This is a genomic window from Methylobrevis pamukkalensis (genome assembly GCF_001720135.1).
Taxonomy (GTDB): domain Bacteria; phylum Pseudomonadota; class Alphaproteobacteria; order Rhizobiales; family Pleomorphomonadaceae; genus Methylobrevis; species Methylobrevis pamukkalensis.
The window spans coordinates 1-15,557 of the sequence record NZ_MCRJ01000105.1 but is presented as its reverse complement, the minus strand read 5'-3'; the positions used below and the strand labels follow the sequence as shown (position 1 = coordinate 15,557).

The 15,557-nt window shown below is 69.7% G+C and carries 14 protein-coding genes, 1 tRNA gene and 1 pseudogene; 10 read left to right on the top strand and 6 right to left on the bottom strand.

Annotation, left to right across the window (positions count from 1 at the left end):
• Positions 1–7: 7 nt before the first annotated feature.
• Both A6302_RS15825 and A6302_RS15820 read right to left on the bottom strand, forming a co-directional pair.
• Positions 8–526, bottom strand: a complete 519-nt coding sequence (locus tag A6302_RS15825; protein WP_069307851.1) for an Hsp20/alpha crystallin family protein — start codon at positions 524–526, stop codon at positions 8–10.
• 288 nt (positions 527–814) lie between these two features.
• Positions 815–1,258, bottom strand: a complete 444-nt coding sequence (locus A6302_RS15820) for a DUF3775 domain-containing protein (RefSeq protein ID WP_069307850.1) — start codon at positions 1,256–1,258, stop codon at positions 815–817.
• A 312-nt stretch (positions 1,259–1,570) separates the two neighbouring features.
• Here A6302_RS15820 and A6302_RS15815 point away from each other — a divergent pair, with 312 nt between their 5' ends.
• From A6302_RS15815 to A6302_RS15790, 6 genes and pseudogenes are all read left to right on the top strand, one after another.
• Complete coding sequence (locus A6302_RS15815; protein WP_069307849.1) at positions 1,571–2,437, top strand: substrate-binding domain-containing protein; 867 nt, start codon at positions 1,571–1,573, stop codon at positions 2,435–2,437.
• Positions 2,434–3,876, top strand: a complete 1,443-nt coding sequence (locus A6302_RS15810; RefSeq protein ID WP_069307848.1) for a sensor histidine kinase — start codon at positions 2,434–2,436, stop codon at positions 3,874–3,876. Before A6302_RS15815 ends, A6302_RS15810 begins: the two co-directional genes overlap by 4 nt.
• 36 nt (positions 3,877–3,912) lie before the next feature.
• Complete coding sequence (locus A6302_RS15805) at positions 3,913–5,184, top strand: sigma-54-dependent transcriptional regulator (protein ID WP_069307847.1); 1,272 nt, start codon at positions 3,913–3,915, stop codon at positions 5,182–5,184.
• 42 nt (positions 5,185–5,226) lie between these two features.
• Complete coding sequence (locus tag A6302_RS15800; protein WP_069307846.1) at positions 5,227–5,628, top strand: OsmC family protein; 402 nt, start codon at positions 5,227–5,229, stop codon at positions 5,626–5,628.
• A 159-nt stretch (positions 5,629–5,787) separates the two neighbouring features.
• On the top strand, positions 5,788–6,315 hold the full coding sequence (locus A6302_RS15795; protein WP_069307845.1) for an arsenate reductase (azurin) small subunit: 528 nt from the start codon (positions 5,788–5,790) through the stop codon (positions 6,313–6,315).
• A 13-nt stretch (positions 6,316–6,328) separates the two neighbouring features.
• Positions 6,329–8,861: pseudogene (locus tag A6302_RS15790) on the top strand (arsenate reductase (azurin) large subunit).
• Between the two features lie 223 nt (positions 8,862–9,084).
• On the opposite strand, the gene A6302_RS15785 reads toward A6302_RS15790, so the two are convergent.
• The 4 genes from A6302_RS15785 to A6302_RS15770 form a co-directional block, all read right to left on the bottom strand.
• Positions 9,085–9,161: transfer RNA gene (locus tag A6302_RS15785), tRNA-Arg, on the bottom strand.
• Between the two features lie 199 nt (positions 9,162–9,360).
• Positions 9,361–10,947, bottom strand: coding sequence for a sensor histidine kinase (locus A6302_RS15780; protein ID WP_083255830.1), 1,587 nt, complete (start codon positions 10,945–10,947; stop codon positions 9,361–9,363).
• A 127-nt stretch (positions 10,948–11,074) separates the two neighbouring features.
• Positions 11,075–12,505 (bottom strand): dihydrolipoyl dehydrogenase family protein, encoded by a 1,431-nt coding sequence (locus A6302_RS15775; RefSeq protein ID WP_069307844.1) that lies wholly within the window; start codon positions 12,503–12,505, stop codon positions 11,075–11,077.
• Positions 12,502–13,275 (bottom strand): TVP38/TMEM64 family protein, encoded by a 774-nt coding sequence (locus A6302_RS15770; protein WP_069307843.1) that lies wholly within the window; start codon positions 13,273–13,275, stop codon positions 12,502–12,504. The genes A6302_RS15775 and A6302_RS15770 overlap by 4 nt, the downstream gene beginning before the upstream one ends.
• A 505-nt stretch (positions 13,276–13,780) precedes the next feature.
• Between A6302_RS15770 and rpmH the strand changes: the two genes are divergently transcribed.
• The 4 genes from rpmH to yidC all read left to right on the top strand — a co-directional run.
• A complete protein-coding gene (gene rpmH, locus A6302_RS15765) occupies positions 13,781–13,915 on the top strand; it encodes a 50S ribosomal protein L34 (protein ID WP_058600041.1) in 135 nt (44 codons plus the stop codon).
• 12 nt (positions 13,916–13,927) lie between these two features.
• Positions 13,928–14,371, top strand: a complete 444-nt coding sequence (gene rnpA / locus A6302_RS15760) for a ribonuclease P protein component (RefSeq protein ID WP_245294099.1) — start codon at positions 13,928–13,930, stop codon at positions 14,369–14,371.
• The gene (locus A6302_RS15755; protein ID WP_141703838.1) at positions 14,364–14,606 is read left to right on the top strand and encodes a hypothetical protein; all 243 of its coding nucleotides are present in this window, start codon (positions 14,364–14,366) and stop codon (positions 14,604–14,606) included. The genes rnpA and A6302_RS15755 overlap by 8 nt, the downstream gene beginning before the upstream one ends.
• Positions 14,528–15,557, top strand: a 1,030-nt coding sequence (yidC, locus tag A6302_RS15750; protein ID WP_169833611.1) for a membrane protein insertase YidC, incomplete at its 3' end; no start/stop codon positions are given. The genes A6302_RS15755 and yidC, both read left to right, overlap by 79 nt.

Sequence of the window (15,557 nt, the reverse complement as noted above, 5' to 3'; positions counted from 1 at the left end):
CCTGCCGTCACGCTGCCTTGACCTCGATCTTCTTCTCGGCGTTCTTCGCGTCGGCGGTCTTGGGCAGCTTCACCGTGAGCACGCCCTTGGCGAAGCTGGCGTCGATCCTGTCGGCGTCGACACCGTCGGGAAGCTGGAAGCTGCGCTGGAACGATCCGTAGCGGCGCTCGGACAGATAGTAGTCCTTCTGCTTGTCTTCCTTCTCCTCGCTCTTCTCGCCCTTGATCGTCAGCGTGCGGTTGGAGAGCTTGATCTCGACATTGGTCTCGTCGAGACCGGGCAGTTCCGCGGTGATCTCGTAGCTGTCGTCCTTCTCGACGAGATCCATGGCCGGCGCGACCTGCCATTCGGCGCGGGAGATGCGCGGGACCTCGAGGCCGAACACCTTCGAAGGCAGGCGCCAGTCGAACGGGCGAAGGTCATCGAACAGCCGATCGATCTCGCGGCGGAGATTTTCGAAAGGCACGTCGGTGGTCGCAGGAGCGGCGGATTTCGTGACGGGCAGTTTGGTGGCAACGTCAGCCATGGCGGATCTCCTTGGAGTTGGACAGATGTCGCAGGTGCTGCTGCTCCGCCCTTCCACCTTGCGGTGTCCCCGAAACGACAGGGCCGCAGGACGGCGGAACAGCCTGCCGGACGTCTTCGCCAATCCCGGTTCCTGGCTGGCCGACCGCGTCTGGAAGACGCGCCGTCTGCCTTGCATCGCCCGATCCGGCGCACTCCGGCAAGGACGTCAGCAAACGCCTTCTGCCGGCGTCTTTCCTTGACGTGGATCAAGTCCCGGAAGCGGCGCCGGACCACCCGGTGCGCCGCCTTACAGATGCTCGGCCTCGAAATCGGCGCAGGACAGGCCGAGGGCGTCGAGGCCGGCGGCCAGGTGGTCGGCGAGCAGCGGCTCGCCCATGAGATACCGGGCCGTGCTGGCCGTGCGCGCCTCCGCGGCCTGCCGGCGCAGGTCCGCCCAGTCGCTTGCATCGGAGCCGTCCCGCCCGAGCCACATCAGGGCGACGAGGTCGACCTTCTCGTCGTCGGAAAGCTGCGAGATCAGCGAGACCAGCTCCTCCTGCACAGGATCGTCCGCATGATCCTGCAGGACGGCACGGTCGTTGTCGTCCGTGGGGTTGGAGCCGGGATCCGGTTCGGAGGCGGCTTCCTTCACGTCGAACTGGCGGGCCTTCATGATGATGAAGCAGACCGTCTCCAGGGAAATCTCCAGATCCGGGGTCGTGCCATCTTCGCTGCCCAATCCGCTCTTCATCGTCTCGTCCTCCGGTTGGCTTGCGTTCCCGGGCAGCCTCGGCTGCCCGACCAGCGACCCGCCGAGGCTGCCCCTGCGCGGACGGCCGTCGGGCGCGCCGTGCCGGGATCACCCGGTTGCCGGTCTTCCTCAATGCATGCGTCGGCCCGTTGTTCGGGCGCGCGCGCCGCAGCCGGCTTGCCGACGATTTTCCGTCGGGCATCAAAGTCGGCCCGACGCGTGCTGCGACGTGGACATCAAGCGCCGAAGGCGTATCGTGTGGACGGAACGGCGGGCCGTGGACCTGGCTCCGCCCCGTAGGGAGGACAGCCGATGCAACGCCGGCATCGCCCGACCCGGCGTGCGGTCGCCCTTGGCATGGCCGCTCTGGCCGCGACGAGGCATGCGTCCGCTGCGCAGCCGGGCACGCTCCGCTTCGGCCTCACCCCCGTCTTCCTGTCGTCCGACCTCGAACTGCTCGCCCGCCTCGAGACCTATCTCGGCACGGCCACCGGCTACCCGGTGGAACTCGTCACCCGGCGCACCTACCAGGAGATCACGACGCTCCTCGTGTCCGGCGAACTCGATGCCGCCTGGATCTGCGGCTATCCCTATGTCGCCTTCCGCGACCGCCTGTCGCTTGTCGCCGTCCCCGTCTGGCGCGGGCGGCCGCTCTACCAGTCCTATCTGATCGTCGCGTCCGGCCGAGCGGCCCGGGCGATCGGAGACCTCGAAGGCGAAGTCCACGCCTTCTCCGATCCCGATTCCAACTCCGGCTTCCTCGTCACGGCGGCCGAACTCGCGGCCATGGACGAGCGGCCCGAGACCTTCTTCGGCCGCACGCTCTTCACCTATTCGCACCGCAACGTCGTCCGCGCGGTGGCCTCGGGCCTTGCCGCCTCCGGGTCGGTCGACGGCTACGTCTACGAAGTGCTGAAAGAGGTGTCGCCGGATCTCGTCGCGCGGACCGCAATCGTCCGGGCCTCCGGCTGGAATCCCTTCCCGCCGATCGCCTGCCCGCTCGCCTACGCCGCGTCGGCGAAGACGGACGCGCTTCGCAACGCCCTGATGCGGATGCCCGGCAATGCCGAGGGGACGGCCGTCCTCGACCTCCTCCGTCTGGACGGCTTCGCCCTGGAACAGCCCGGCTTCTTCGAGCCGATCCGCGTCGCCATGGAGAGCGTCAGGAGGCTCGGGTGAGACGTCTCGGGGCACTGCCGCTCGCCATCCGGATCCCGCTGCTGGTCGCGATTCTGATGATCGCGGTCGGCGCCGTGGCGTCCGAGCGCGTGCTGTCGCGGCTCCAGGAGGTCCAGGAACGTCAACTGTCCGACCTGACCGACGCCTATCTCGACGGGCTGGCGTCGTCGCTCGTCGACCCGGTCCTGCGGGAGGATCCCTGGGAGGTGTTCGACATCCTCGATCGTGCACGGGGTCTCTATGCCGCCGTGCGGCCGCTGGAGACCATCGTCCTTGATGACCGCGGCACCGTGCTCGCCGCCTCGGATCCCCGCCGCTTTCCGATCGGCTCCCCCGCGCCGTCACAGCCGGACGACGTCGCCGCCGACGCCGCCCACGTCGACGAGGAGGAGGCGCGCGCCTATGCCCGTCGCACGCTGACGGTGGAGGGCCGCGAGGTCGGCTCGATCCTGGTGGCGATCGATGCCGCACCGATCCTGGAGGAGCGTCGCGGGGTCTTCTACACGCTCCTCGCGTCGAACGCGGCCGTCACGCTGGCGGCCGCCGCCCTCGGCTCGATCGCGGTCCGCCGGATGGTGCGCCCGATCCGCATGCTCGGCACGCATCTGACGCAGGCGCTCGACGGTCCGGTCTCGCCGATCCCGGCCGCCATGATCCCGGCGCCGGGCACGGAGGTGGGCCGCCTGTTCCGGAGCTACAATGCGCTGGCCCTGGCGATCGGCGAACGCGACGCCCTGCTCGCCCGCGCGGCCGAGGAGGAGCGGCTCGCCAGCCTCGGCCGGCTCGCCTCCGGCATGGCGCACGAGATCAACAATCCTCTCGGCGGGCTCTTCAACGCGCTCGACACCCTCAGGGTCCACGGCGACAAGGCCGCGATCCGCAAGGGGTCGGTCGACCTTCTGGATCGCGGCCTGAAAGGCATCCGCGACGTCGTGCGGACGACGCTCGCGACCTATCGTCCCGACCGTGAGCTCCGGCCCCTCAGGCAGGCCGACATCGACGATCTGCGCATCCTGGTCCGGCCGGAGGCGGGGCGGAAGCAACTTGCACTCGATTTCAGCGGCCGTCTCGACACGGACGTGCCGATCGACGCCTTCCAGCTTCGTCAGGTCCTCCTCAACGTGCTGCTCAACGCCTGCCGGGCCGCGCCGGAGGGCGGCACGGTGCGGATGACGGTCGGCGCGCAGGGGGCGAGCTTCACCGCGAGCATCGAGGACGATGGCCCCGGCCTGCCCGAGGACGCCGAACAGATCCTCAAGGGTGGCCTGAAGCCGACCACCGACCGCAGCGGCCTCGGCCTCGTCATCACGTCCCGCATGGTGCGCGATCTCGGCGGCTCGCTGGCCGCGGGCACCTCGACGCTCGGGGGGGCCCGGATCACCATCACCATCCCGATGGCGGCCGGAGACGCGGCCCCGGAGGTTCTCCATGTCGCTTGAAGGCGGATCATCGACCTCGTCGAGGACGACCCCATCATGGGCGAATCCCTGGTGCAGCGACTGACCATCGAGGGAGCGACGGTGCGCTGGTGGCAGGGCGGCCGCGAGGCGCTGGGCGGCATGCGGCGCGAGCGGCCCGAGTCCGTCGTCTGCGACCTGCGCCTGCCGGACATTTCCGGGGAAGAGGTCTTCCGCGACATCGTCGCGCGGCCGGACCCGCCACCCTTCCTGTTCATCACGGGCCACGGCGACGTCGACCAGGCCGTCCGCCTCCTGCGCAGCGGCGCCGGCGACTATGTGCTGAAGCCCTTCGAGATGGGCGACTTCCTGAAGCGCCTGGCGTCGGTGCTGCCGCCGCGCCAGGACGGCGCGGCCGGGGTGCTCGGAGTCTCCCGGCCGATGCTGGCGGTCGAGCGCACGCTCCGCCGGCTCGCCAGGGGGCGGACGACGGTGCTCCTGACCGGCGAGACCGGATCGGGCAAGGAGGTCGCCGCGCGCTTTCTCCACGGGCTCGGGCAGCCCGCCCTGCCGTTCATGGCCGTCAACTGCGCGGCGATCCCGGCGGACCTGATGGAGGCGGAGCTCTTCGGCCACGAGCGCGGCGCCTTCACCGGGGCGACCCAGCGTCACCTCGGCTATGCGGAGCGCGCCGGGCAGGGGACGCTGTTCCTCGACGAGATCGGCGACCTCACGCTGCCTCTCCAGGCGAAGTTGCTGCGGCTGCTGGAGGACCGGACCTTCCACCGCGTCGGCGGCGAGGAGGCCCTGCCGTTCAGGGCCCGGGTGATGGCCGCCACAAACGCGGACCTCGCGACCCTCGTCAAGGAGGGCCGCTTCCGCGAGGATCTCTACTACCGGGTCGCCGTCATCGCCGTCGATCTGCCGCCTCTCCGCGACCGCCCGGAGGATGTGCGCTGGCTGCTCGACCGTTTCGTCGCCGACACGGTCGCCGCGACGGGATCGGACCTCTCCGGCGTCAGCGCCCTCGCCGAGGACGCGGCGCTCGCCCATCCCTGGCCCGGCAACGTCCGCGAGCTGCGCAACCGCGTCGAGCGGGCCGTCGCCCTCTCGCTCGGCCCGTGGATCAGCCCGGGCGACCTCTTCCCGGAACGCTGGGCCGAGACCGCCGGGGCGGACCGCATGCCCTCCCTGGAGGCGATCCGCCGGGAGGCCGAGAAACGCCACATCCACCGCGCGCTCCATCTCACGGGCGGCGAGATCCTCGCCACCGCCGAGGCCCTCGGCATCTCCCGCACCACGCTGTGGGAGAAGATGAAGAAGCTCGAGATCGACGGCCGCGAGACCTGATCCGTCTGAAGGGCCGACGAACCGGACACAGGAGGCGGAGAGATGCTCGAATACCACGTCAAGGCACGCCGGCTGGATGCCCATGGCAGCCGGGCGGAGACACGGTCGGCGGCGATCACGCTCGACACGGACGTCGCGGGGCGACCCGACGCCTTCAACCCGGCCGAATTGCTTCTGGCGGCCGTGGCAGCCTGCATGATCAAGGGGATCGAGCGGGTGGCGCCCATGCTGCACTTCGACCTCCGCGGGGTGGAGGTGCTGCTGCATGGCATCCGGCAGGATTCCCCGCCGCGGATGGTGTCCATCGACTACGAACTGATCGTCGACACCGACGAGAGCGACCAGCGGCTCGAATTGCTTCACACCAACGTCCGCAAGTACGGGACGATCTCGAACACCGTGGCCGCAGCGACGACCCTCGAGGGGGCGATCCGCCGCGCCTGAAGGCGTCCGGGTTCCCGGACCTGCTGCACCGCCGTCGGTTCGGATTTCCGAACATCGCCCCGCCGCCCGCCCCGGTATTGCGCCGTTTTCGCCGGGCGCCGGCTGGCACGGCGATTGAAACGTCGTCTCCGGGACGGAAGATCCCGAGGGAGGACATCCATGAAAAGATGCGACACGCTCGTCGACATCGGCCGCCGCCAGTTCCTGCGCGGCGCCGGCGTCGCGACCGTCGGGGCGGCGACGGCGATCGTCACGCTGCCGGCGCCGGAGGCGAGGGCCGCGACGCCGCTCGCCCGCGTCAGCTATCCGTCGAACCGCCTTGCGAACATCGCCGACCTCAAGGTCGACGAGGCGTTCGACGTCGCCTATCCGGACGACGACGCGCCCGGCGTGCTGATCAAGCTCGGACGGGCCGTGCCCGGCGGCGTCGGTCCCGACGGGGACATCGTCGGCTTCACCACGCTCTGCCCGCACAAGGGCTATCTGCTCAACTTCAACGCCGCCGACCGGACGCTCAACTGCCCGGGCCATTACTCGCGCTTCGACTGCGAGGCCGGCGGCCAGCAGGTCTGGGGGCATGCCACGCAGAACCTGCCGCAATACGCCATGCGCGTCGACGAGAAGGGCGACATCTACGCCGAGGGCGTCGACGAGCTTCTCCACGGCCGCCTGTCCAACGTGCTCTGAGGGAGGAACGACCATGGCCTACAAGCGTCAGATCGACCGCCTTCCGATCATTCCGGCGAACGCCAGGGAGCAGACCGTCGTCTGCCACTTCTGCATCGTCGGCTGCGGCTACAAGGCATATTCCTGGGACGCCAACACGCAGGGCAGCACCGCGCCCGGCGAGAACACGTTCGGCGTCGATCTCGCGGTCCAGCAAGGGGCCGACACCGAGGCCTGGTATGCGCCGTCCATGTACAACGTGGTCAAGCAGGATGGCCGCGACGTCCACCTCGTCATCAAGCCCGATGCGGGCTGCGTGGTGAACTCCGGTCTCGGCTCCGTGCGCGGCGCACGCATGGCGGAGACGATGTACTCCCGCGCCCGCAACACCCAGCTCCAGCGGCTCACCGACCCGCTCGTCTGGCGCTACGGCCAGATGCAGCCGACCTCCTGGGAGGACGCGCTCGACCTCGTCGCCCGCGTCACGGCGGCGGTGATCAAGGACCAGGGCGAGGACGGCCTGATCGTCTCGGCCTTCGACCACGGCGGCGCCGGCGGCGGCTACGAGAACACCTGGGGCACCGGCAAGCTCTACTTCGGCGCCATGAAGGTGAAGAACATCCGCATCCACAACCGCCCGGCCTACAACTCCGAGGTCCACGGCACCCGCGACATGGGGGTCGGCGAACTCAACAACGCCTACGAGGACGCCGAGCTCGCCGACACCATCGTCGCCGTCGGCACCAACGCGCTGGAGACCCAGACCAACTACTTCCTGAACCACTGGGTGCCGAACCTGCGCGGCACGAGCCTCGACAAGAAGCGGACGATGATGCCGGACGAGCCGCACGCCCCGGCGAAGATCATCATCGTCGATCCCCGCCGGACGGTGACGGTCAACGCCTGCGAGGTCGAGGCGGGCAAGGAGAACGTGCTCCACCTCGCCATCAACTCCGGCACCGACCTTGCGCTGTTCAACGCGATCTTCACCCACATCGCCGACCAGGGCTGGACGGACCGGGCCTTCATCGACGCCAGCACTGCGGGAAGCCAAGGCGCGACCGCCGATGTATCCGGCCCGCGGCAGCGCGGACTCCAGCCCCGGCCACCTGACCAGCTTCGAGGGCGCCCTCGAAGGCAACCGCATGTCGATCGAGGATGCCGCCGCGATCACGGGCCTTAGCCCCAAGGACATCGTCAAGGCCGCCGAGTGGATCGCGAAGCCGAAGGAGGGCGGCAAGCGTCGCCGCACCATGTTCGGCTACGAGAAGGGCCTGATCTGGGGCAACGACAACTACCGCACCAACGGCGCGCTGGTGAACATCGCCCTCGCCACCGGCAACGTCGGCCAGCTCGGCGGCGGCGTCGTCCGTCTCGGCGGGCACCAGGAAGGCTATGTCCGCCCCGGCGACAGCCACGTCGGCAAGCCCGCCGCCTACGTCGACAAGCTGCTGATCGAGGGCAAGGGCGGCGTCCACCACATCTGGGCCTGCGACCACTACAAGACCACGCTCAACGCGCTGCAGTACAAGACCGTCTACAAGAAGCGGACCGACATGGTGAAGGACGCCATGAACGCCGTGCCCTACGGCGACCGCCAGGCGATGGTCGACGCCATCGTCGCGGCGATCAAGGCGGGCGGCCTGTTCTCCGTCGACGTCGACATCGTCCCGACGAAGATCGGCGAGGCCGCTCACGTGATCCTGCCGGCGGCGACCTCGGGCGAGATGAACCTCACCTCGATGAACGGCGAACGGCGGATGCGCATCACCGAGCGCTACATGGACCCGCCGGGCAACGCCATGCCGGACTGCCTGATCGCCGCCCGCCTCGCCAACCACATGGAGCGTGTCCTGCGCGAGGCCGGCGACACCGCCTATGCCGACCAGTTCAAGGGCTTCGACTGGAAGACCGAGGAAGACGCCTTCGTCGACGGCTATGTCGGCAACGCGCACGGCGGCGCGCACGTCAGCTACGAACGGCTGCGGGCGATGGGCACCAACGGCTTCCAGGAACCGGCGACCGGCTTCGAGGACGGCAGGATCGTCGGCACGGCGCGGCTCTACACCGACGGCGTCTTCTCCACCGACGACGGCAAGGCCCGCTTCATGGACGCGCCCTGGCGCGGCCTGCAGGCGCCGGGCAAGGAGGAGCAGAAGGCGAAGTACAAGTTCCTCATCAACAACGGGCGCGCGAACCTCGTCTGGCAGTCGGCCTATTACGACGTCCAGAACGAACTGGTGATGGACCGCTGGCCCTATCCCTTCATCGAGATGAACCCGGACGACATGACCGGGCTCGGCGTGAAGGAGGGTGATCTGGTGGAGGTGTTCAACGACGCCGGCTCGACCCAGGCGATGGCCTACCCGACCCCGACGGCGCGGCGCGGCGAGACCTTCATGCTGTTCGCCTACCCCTCGGGCGTGCAGGGCAACGTGGTCAACGCCGGGACGAACGAGCTGATCATCCCCAACTACAAGCAGACCTGGGGCGACATCCGCAAGATCGCCGACGCGCCGGAGGGCGTCCGGCATCTCTCCTTCAAGTCGAAGGAATATCCGGCCTGACCGGTCGCCCCTGACCACCACCGCCCGGCCGACAGCAGAGGCCGGGCGGATTTTCCGCCGCCGCCGGCGGGGACACGTTGCGGCCATCGATGCCGTCCCCGCCGCGCCCTGCCACCGTCGGCGTCGCCAACATGCACGCCGAAACCGTCGGTGCCGGGACGCGTCACAGCGCGGCCCCCGGAGAGGGCCTCGTCACCAGTTCGGAGAATTCGTTGAGAAAAAATGGCGCGCCCGAAGAGATTCGAACTCCTGACCCCCAGATTCGTAGTCTGGTGCTCTATCCAGCTGAGCTACGGGCGCGCATGCCGACGTGTGTCCGGTTTGTCGCGAATCTGATCCGCGAAACCGGCGCTGCCGGGTGTCCGAGGGCAACGCCTCCGGACGGGATCGGACCAATAATGGCTCATGCGGGGGATTGCAAGCCCCTAGTCGCCTGCGCTGCGACTTTTCGAAAGACCGGCCGCCGTGCCTTGCTGTCCGGCCAAGGTTTTGCTGCGCCCTACGAGGCCCGCGAGCGGAGCACGTCGCGCAGCTGCACGGGGCGGTCGGGGATTTCCACCTCGAAGGTCGCGCCGGGGGTGATGTCGAGCAGGGTGATCGAGCCGCCGTGGGCGCGCACCAGTTCGGCGGAGATGGCAAGGCCGAGGCCGGTGCCGCCACGCCGCACGGAGCCCTGGAAGGCCTTGAACAGGCTTTCGCGGGCCTTTTCCGCAAGGCCCGGCCCGGTGTCGGACACGCGGATGCGCACCACCGAGCCGACCCGCTCGGCCGAAAGCGTCAGGCGGCGCACCAGCGCCTCGCCGGTCGTTGCCTCCAGTGCCTGGGCAGCGTTGCGCACGAGGTTCACCAGCACCCGCGAGATCTGGTCGGGATCGCAGTCGACCTCCACATCCTCGGCCACCGCATTGACCCACTCGATCGCGCCGTGGCCGGCAACCCCGGTGGTCTCGCCGACGTCGGCGCAGAGCCGGCGCAGGGCCACGAGGCGGCGCGCCGGCGGCTGCTCCTGTGCCCGGCCATAGGCGAGCACCGACTGGCAGTAGGTGATGGCGCGGTCGAGGGCGGCGATCAGCTTGGGCGCCACCCGCTGCACGGTCGGGTCCGACACCATGGCGAGACGGTCGGAGACGAGCTGCGCCGAGGCGAGCATGTTGCGCAGGTCGTGGTTGATCTTGGAGACGGCAAGGCCGAGATCGGCGAGATGCCGCTGCTGCTTGAGCATCTCCTGCAGCCGCAGCTGCATGGAGGCAAGGCCGTGTTCGGCGGCACCGATCTCGTCGGTGCGCCCGGTCGGCTGCAAGAGGGTGGCCGGGTTCTCCGGATCCTCGGTGAAGCGGCGCACCGCGCGCCCGATCCGCTGCATCGGCCGGATCAGCAGCCGCTGCAGGGCGAGATAGACGAGGCTGGCGGTAAGGCAGGAGATCACCAGCGACAGGAGCAGGATGTTGGCCGAGAAGGTCAGCATCCGGTCGCGCAGCGGCTTTTCGGGAAAGACGAATTCGACGGTCTGGTCGGGAGAGCCGGGGAAGGGGCCATAGAGGCGGATGGTCCGGTCGCCGCCGCGCACCAGCGTGTCGAAGGCAGCCCCGATCGAGGCCACCGCGTCGAGGTCGTCGATGTTGAGCACCCGGTCCACGGTCGGCGGCTGCGGGGTGATCGCCAGCAGCCGCTTCATGCCCGAATCCTTGACGGCGATGGCGTAGCCGCCCAGCTCTTCCAGAAGGGTGCTCTGCATGTCCTGCGGCAGCTGCTGCTCGGCCGGCACCAGCATCAGCGAGCGGCTGGCGATCAGCGCGTTGTGCAGGCGCGCCTCGAGAATGGTCCGGTGGTAGTTGGCGATCGACGGCACGTAGATCAGCACCTCGCTGATCATCACGAACAGGATGGTGAGCACGAGCAGGCGCGCGGACAGGCCGAAGCGGACCGGCGGCGCGTCGCCATCGGCGCCGCTGGTCCCGGGCCGTGCCGCCCCGGACCGCGGCGGCACGGGCCGTGCGTCCTCGGGCCGTGCCGCGCCGGAGCGGAGCGTCTCGTCGCGGGTGGCACCGGCGCGCGTGGTGTCGGCCCCTGGTCCGGCCTCGGTCATGCTCTGGTCGTCCGTCATTCCCCTGCCGGCCCGAAGCCGGCATCCGATCCGTGATCTAGATACGCCGACTTCGCCGGAAAAGCGGCAGAGGCCGGAATTCCTCACAATTGTTAATCGAGCGGCGCGGTCAGCCGAAGCGCCGCAGCAGGCGCACGATCCGCCGCACCCACGGATTGGCCGGCGCATCGGCATAATAGGTGAGCGCCGCGCGCTTTGCGATCTCCGAGAGCGTGGGGTAGGGGAACACGGTTGACGCGAGGTGTTGCACCGTCAGCCCGCCGGCGATCGCCACCGCGAACAGCGACAGGATCTCGCCCGCGCCCGGCCCGGCGCAGGCCGCGCCGAGGATCCTGCCGCGCCGTCCGACCACGATCCTGAGCAGCCCGTCGCAGCGCCGCTCCGCCCGGGCCCGGTCGTTGCCCGAAAACGGCGCGTCCAGCACGCGCACCGCCGCCCCGAAACGCGCACGGGCGCTGGCCTCGTCCAGTCCGACCCGGCCGATCTCGGGATCGGTGTAGGTGCAATAGGGCAGGATCGTCCGGTTCTCGCGGATCGGCAGGCGGAACAGGATCGCGCGCACCGCGAGCCCGGCGTGATAGCCGGCCCAGTGGGTGAAGCGGAACGAGCCGGCCACGCAGTCGCCGATGGCATAGATCCGCCGGTTCGACGTGCGCAGGCCGGAATCGACCTTGATTCCGGCGGGGCTGGCCTCGACGCCGGCCGCCTCGAGGGCCAGGCCGTCGATCCGCGCGCTGCGTCCGGTGGCCACCAGCAGGTGCGAGCCGGCGAGATCCCGGGTTTCGCCGCCCGCCTCCAGCGTCAGCCGGATGCCGCCACCCTCGGCCGGCGCCACGGACAGCACCTTCGCCTGCTCGACGATCCCGACCCCCTCGGCGTCGAGCGCGCCGCGCACGATGGCCGCAAGATCGGCATCCTCGTGCTTGAAGGGCGTGCCGGACTCGACCACGGTCACCGCGGCGCCGAGCCGGCGGAAGGCCTGCGCCAGTTCGAGGCCGATCGGTCCGCCGCCGATCACCAGCAGATGCTCCGGCAGCACGCCGAGATCGAACACGGTCTCGTTGGTGAGATACGGCACGTCGCCAAGGCCCGGGACCGGCGGCACCGCGGCGCGCGAACCGCTGGCGATCACGAAGCGGCGCGCCCGGATGGTCGCCTCGCCCGCCACCACCGTGTCCGGACCGGTGAAGCGGGCGGAGGCGCGGATCACAGTGGCGCCGAGCCCCTCGAAGCGCTCGGCCGAATCGTGCGGGGCAATCCCGGCGATCACGCCGCGCACATGGTCGCGGACCTTTGCGAGATCGGCGCGGGGCGCCCCGCCGTCGATGCCGAACAGCGGCGCGCGGCGGAAATTCTCGGCGTGATGGGCGGCGGCGATCAGCGCCTTGGAAGGCACGCAGCCGGTGTTGAGGCAGTCGCCGCCCATGGCGGCCTCCTCGATCAGCACCACCTCCACGCCGAAGGCGCAGGCGGCCGCCGCCACCGTGAGGCCGGCGGACCCGGCGCCGATAATGCAGATGTCGGGCGTCAGCGTCGTCATGGCGGTGAACTCCGGTGGCGGCGGTTCTTGACCGCGCGGATGACGACGGGAAGAAGGGCGATCACGCCGAGCGCGACAAAGGCGGCGACGAGTTGCGGGGTGAGCAGGGCGCCCGGGTCGATCGTCGGCACGCAGGCCGGATCGTCGAGGCAGCCCGGCTGCGCGGCGATCTGGGCCTCGACCACTGAATCGAGGCCGGAGCCGATCAGCGTGAAGGCGAAGGTGCCGGGCGCGATGCCGAGCGCCGTGGTGGCGAGGAACACGCCGAACGGCACGCCGGCGAGCGCCGGGGCAAGATTGACCACCCAGAAGGGGAAGATCGGCACGAGCCGCAGGAACAGGAGATAGGACCAGGCATCCTTGCGAAAGCCCTCGGTGAAACGCGCCAGACGCGGCCCCGCCTTTTCGCGCAAGGTGGCGCCGAGAGACGTCCGCGCGACGAGGAACAGCACGCTGGCGCCGGCCGTCGCCGCCACGATCACCACGAAGCCGGCGACGATCCAGCCGAACAGCAGGCCGCCGGCGATGGTGAGCACCGCAAGGCCGGGAATGGAGACCGAGGTCGCCACGAGATAGACAAGGGCGTAGCCGGCGAGCGCCAGCCAGAAATGCGCCGTGACGATCTCGCCGAGATGGCGGCGGTTCTCCACCAGCGCTTCGAGCGACAGCTGACGGTGGCCACCAAGGGCGAGAAACAGCACGAGGGCGCCGACGATGACGAGGATCGGCCACAGCCGGGCGAGGCTGCGCAGGCGCTGCGATGCGCTCATGCGGGGCGCCTGTTCGGGCACCTGCCCGCGAGGCGCCAGATCGTGATGTCCGCTGTCGGCATGCATCCCGCCCGCCCCGTGGCCGCGATTGCGGACGCCGGACGATCCGGCGCCGTCCGGCGGCTGTTCGCTTCTGGCTTGCACCGATCCGGACCCGCCCGCAAGGCGCTCGCGCGGTGCGTCACCGGCTTGTGATGCGCGGTCGGGCGGCTCTCGCGGTCCCGTGTGAACGTCGTGTGGGCAGCGCGGGCGTCGTCGCGCGGGGCAGGGCCAGCGGATTTTCCGTCGGCGCGGGCTTTGCCGCGTTGACGGCAGGCGGCCCTCTCCCGTATAAGCCGGGCTCGAATGGGACGGGAGCCGGCTTTCGCGGCGTCTTCGGCGTGCGAAAAGCGTTTCTGGCCTTGTTCCCGATCCTTGATCCTCTCGAGGTCCGACGGAGCGCCGCGTGCGGCCCGTCGTGGTGCCTCGCAGTCAACCAAAGGGCCGCCGCCGGCGGAGACGAAGAATGAAGCGGACTTATCAGCCCTCGAAGCTCGTGCGCAAGCGTCGTCACGGTTTCCGCGCCCGCATGGCCACTGTCGGCGGTCGCAACGTCATCGCCGCCCGCCGCGCCCGCGGCCGCAAGCGCCTGTCGGCCTGATCCGGCGCTCGGGTGGCCGGACGCGACAATGACGCTACGACCCCGCCCACGCTGATGAACAGGCTCAAGAAACGCGCCGAATTCCTGAAGGTCGCCCGGGGTGCCCGCACGCCCCGGCGCGGCTTTTTGCTGCAATCGATGCCGCGTGGTCCGGAAGCGGACGGCGCGGCCCGGTTCGGATACACGGTGACGAAGAAGATCGGCAACTCGGTGGAGCGCAACCGCATCCGCCGACGTCTGCGCGAGGCGGTCCGCCTGCATGGCGCGGCGGTTGCCGCCGAGGGGATCGATCACGTGCTGATCGGGCGCCGCGCGGCCCTGACCGTGCCCTTCGCCGATCTCGTCAACGACCTGCTGAGCGCACTGCGCGCGGCCCGCAAGGCCCACGATCCACGCCGCCGGACCGACGCGGCGACAGAGTCTGCCAGAGAGAGCGAAAGACGCCCCGATGTCTGACAACCGCAATATGGTGATCGCGCTGATCCTGTCCGTAGCGATCATGCTCGGCTGGCAGTTCCTCTATGCCCTGCCGCAGGCCGAGCAGCAGCGCCTGGCCTATGAGGCCCAGCAGCAGCAACAGGCCGCGCAGACCCAGACACCCGGCACGCCCGGATCGCCCGCCACCTCGGCCACGCCGCAGGCCGGCGGCGGGGTTGCCGCGCGCCCGGCACGGCTGTCGCTGGCGCGCTGAAGCCCCGGGACGAGGCGATCGCGGCCAGCCCGCGCGTTCCGGTCGAGAACGCGGCGATCACCGGCTCGATCAATCTGCGCGGCGCCCGCATCGACGACGTCGAACTCAACCGCTACCACGTCACCGTCGACCCGACGTCGCCCAAGGTGACGCTGCTGAGCCCGTCCGACAGCACCGCGGGCTATGTGGCCGAGGTCGGCTATGCCGTGCCGGCCGGCTCGAACGTGATCGTGCCGAAGGCCGACACGCTGTGGACCGCGCCCGAGGGCGCGAAGCTGACGCCCACGACCCCGGTGGTCCTCACCTTCGACAACGGCGCCGGCCTTCTGTTCCGGCGCACGATTTCCATCGACGACGACTACATGTTCACGATCGCCGACGAGGTCGTGAACAGCGGCACGGCTCCGGTCGCGCTGTTCCCCTACGGCTTCGTCCAGCGCCACACCCTGCCGGCGAGCGCCGCCACCTACGTGCTCCACGAGGGCATGATCGGCGTCTACGGCGAGGCCGGCCTCAACGAGGTCCAGTATGGCACGCTGAAGGACGACGGCGAGTTCAAGCCGAAGTCGGCCACCGACGGCTGGGTCGGCATGACCGACAAGTACTGGGCGGCCGTGCTGGTGCCCGACAAGGCCGAGGCCTTCCAGCCGCGCTACCTCTACACCGCCCGCAACGGCACCGAGACCTATCAGGCCGACTATCTCGGCGGCGCGCTCGACGTCGCCCCCGGCGCGACCGCGACCAACAGCACGCTGCTGTTTGCCGGCGCCAAGGAAGTGGCCAAGATCGACGCCTATGCCGAGCAGCACCAGATCCGCAACTTCGATCGCTTGATCGACTGGGGCTGGTTCTACTGGCTGACCAAGCCGATGTTCGGCCTGATCGACTTCCTGTTCAAGCTTGCCGGCAATTTCGGCGTGGCCATCCTGCTCGTGACGGTGATCGTCAAGG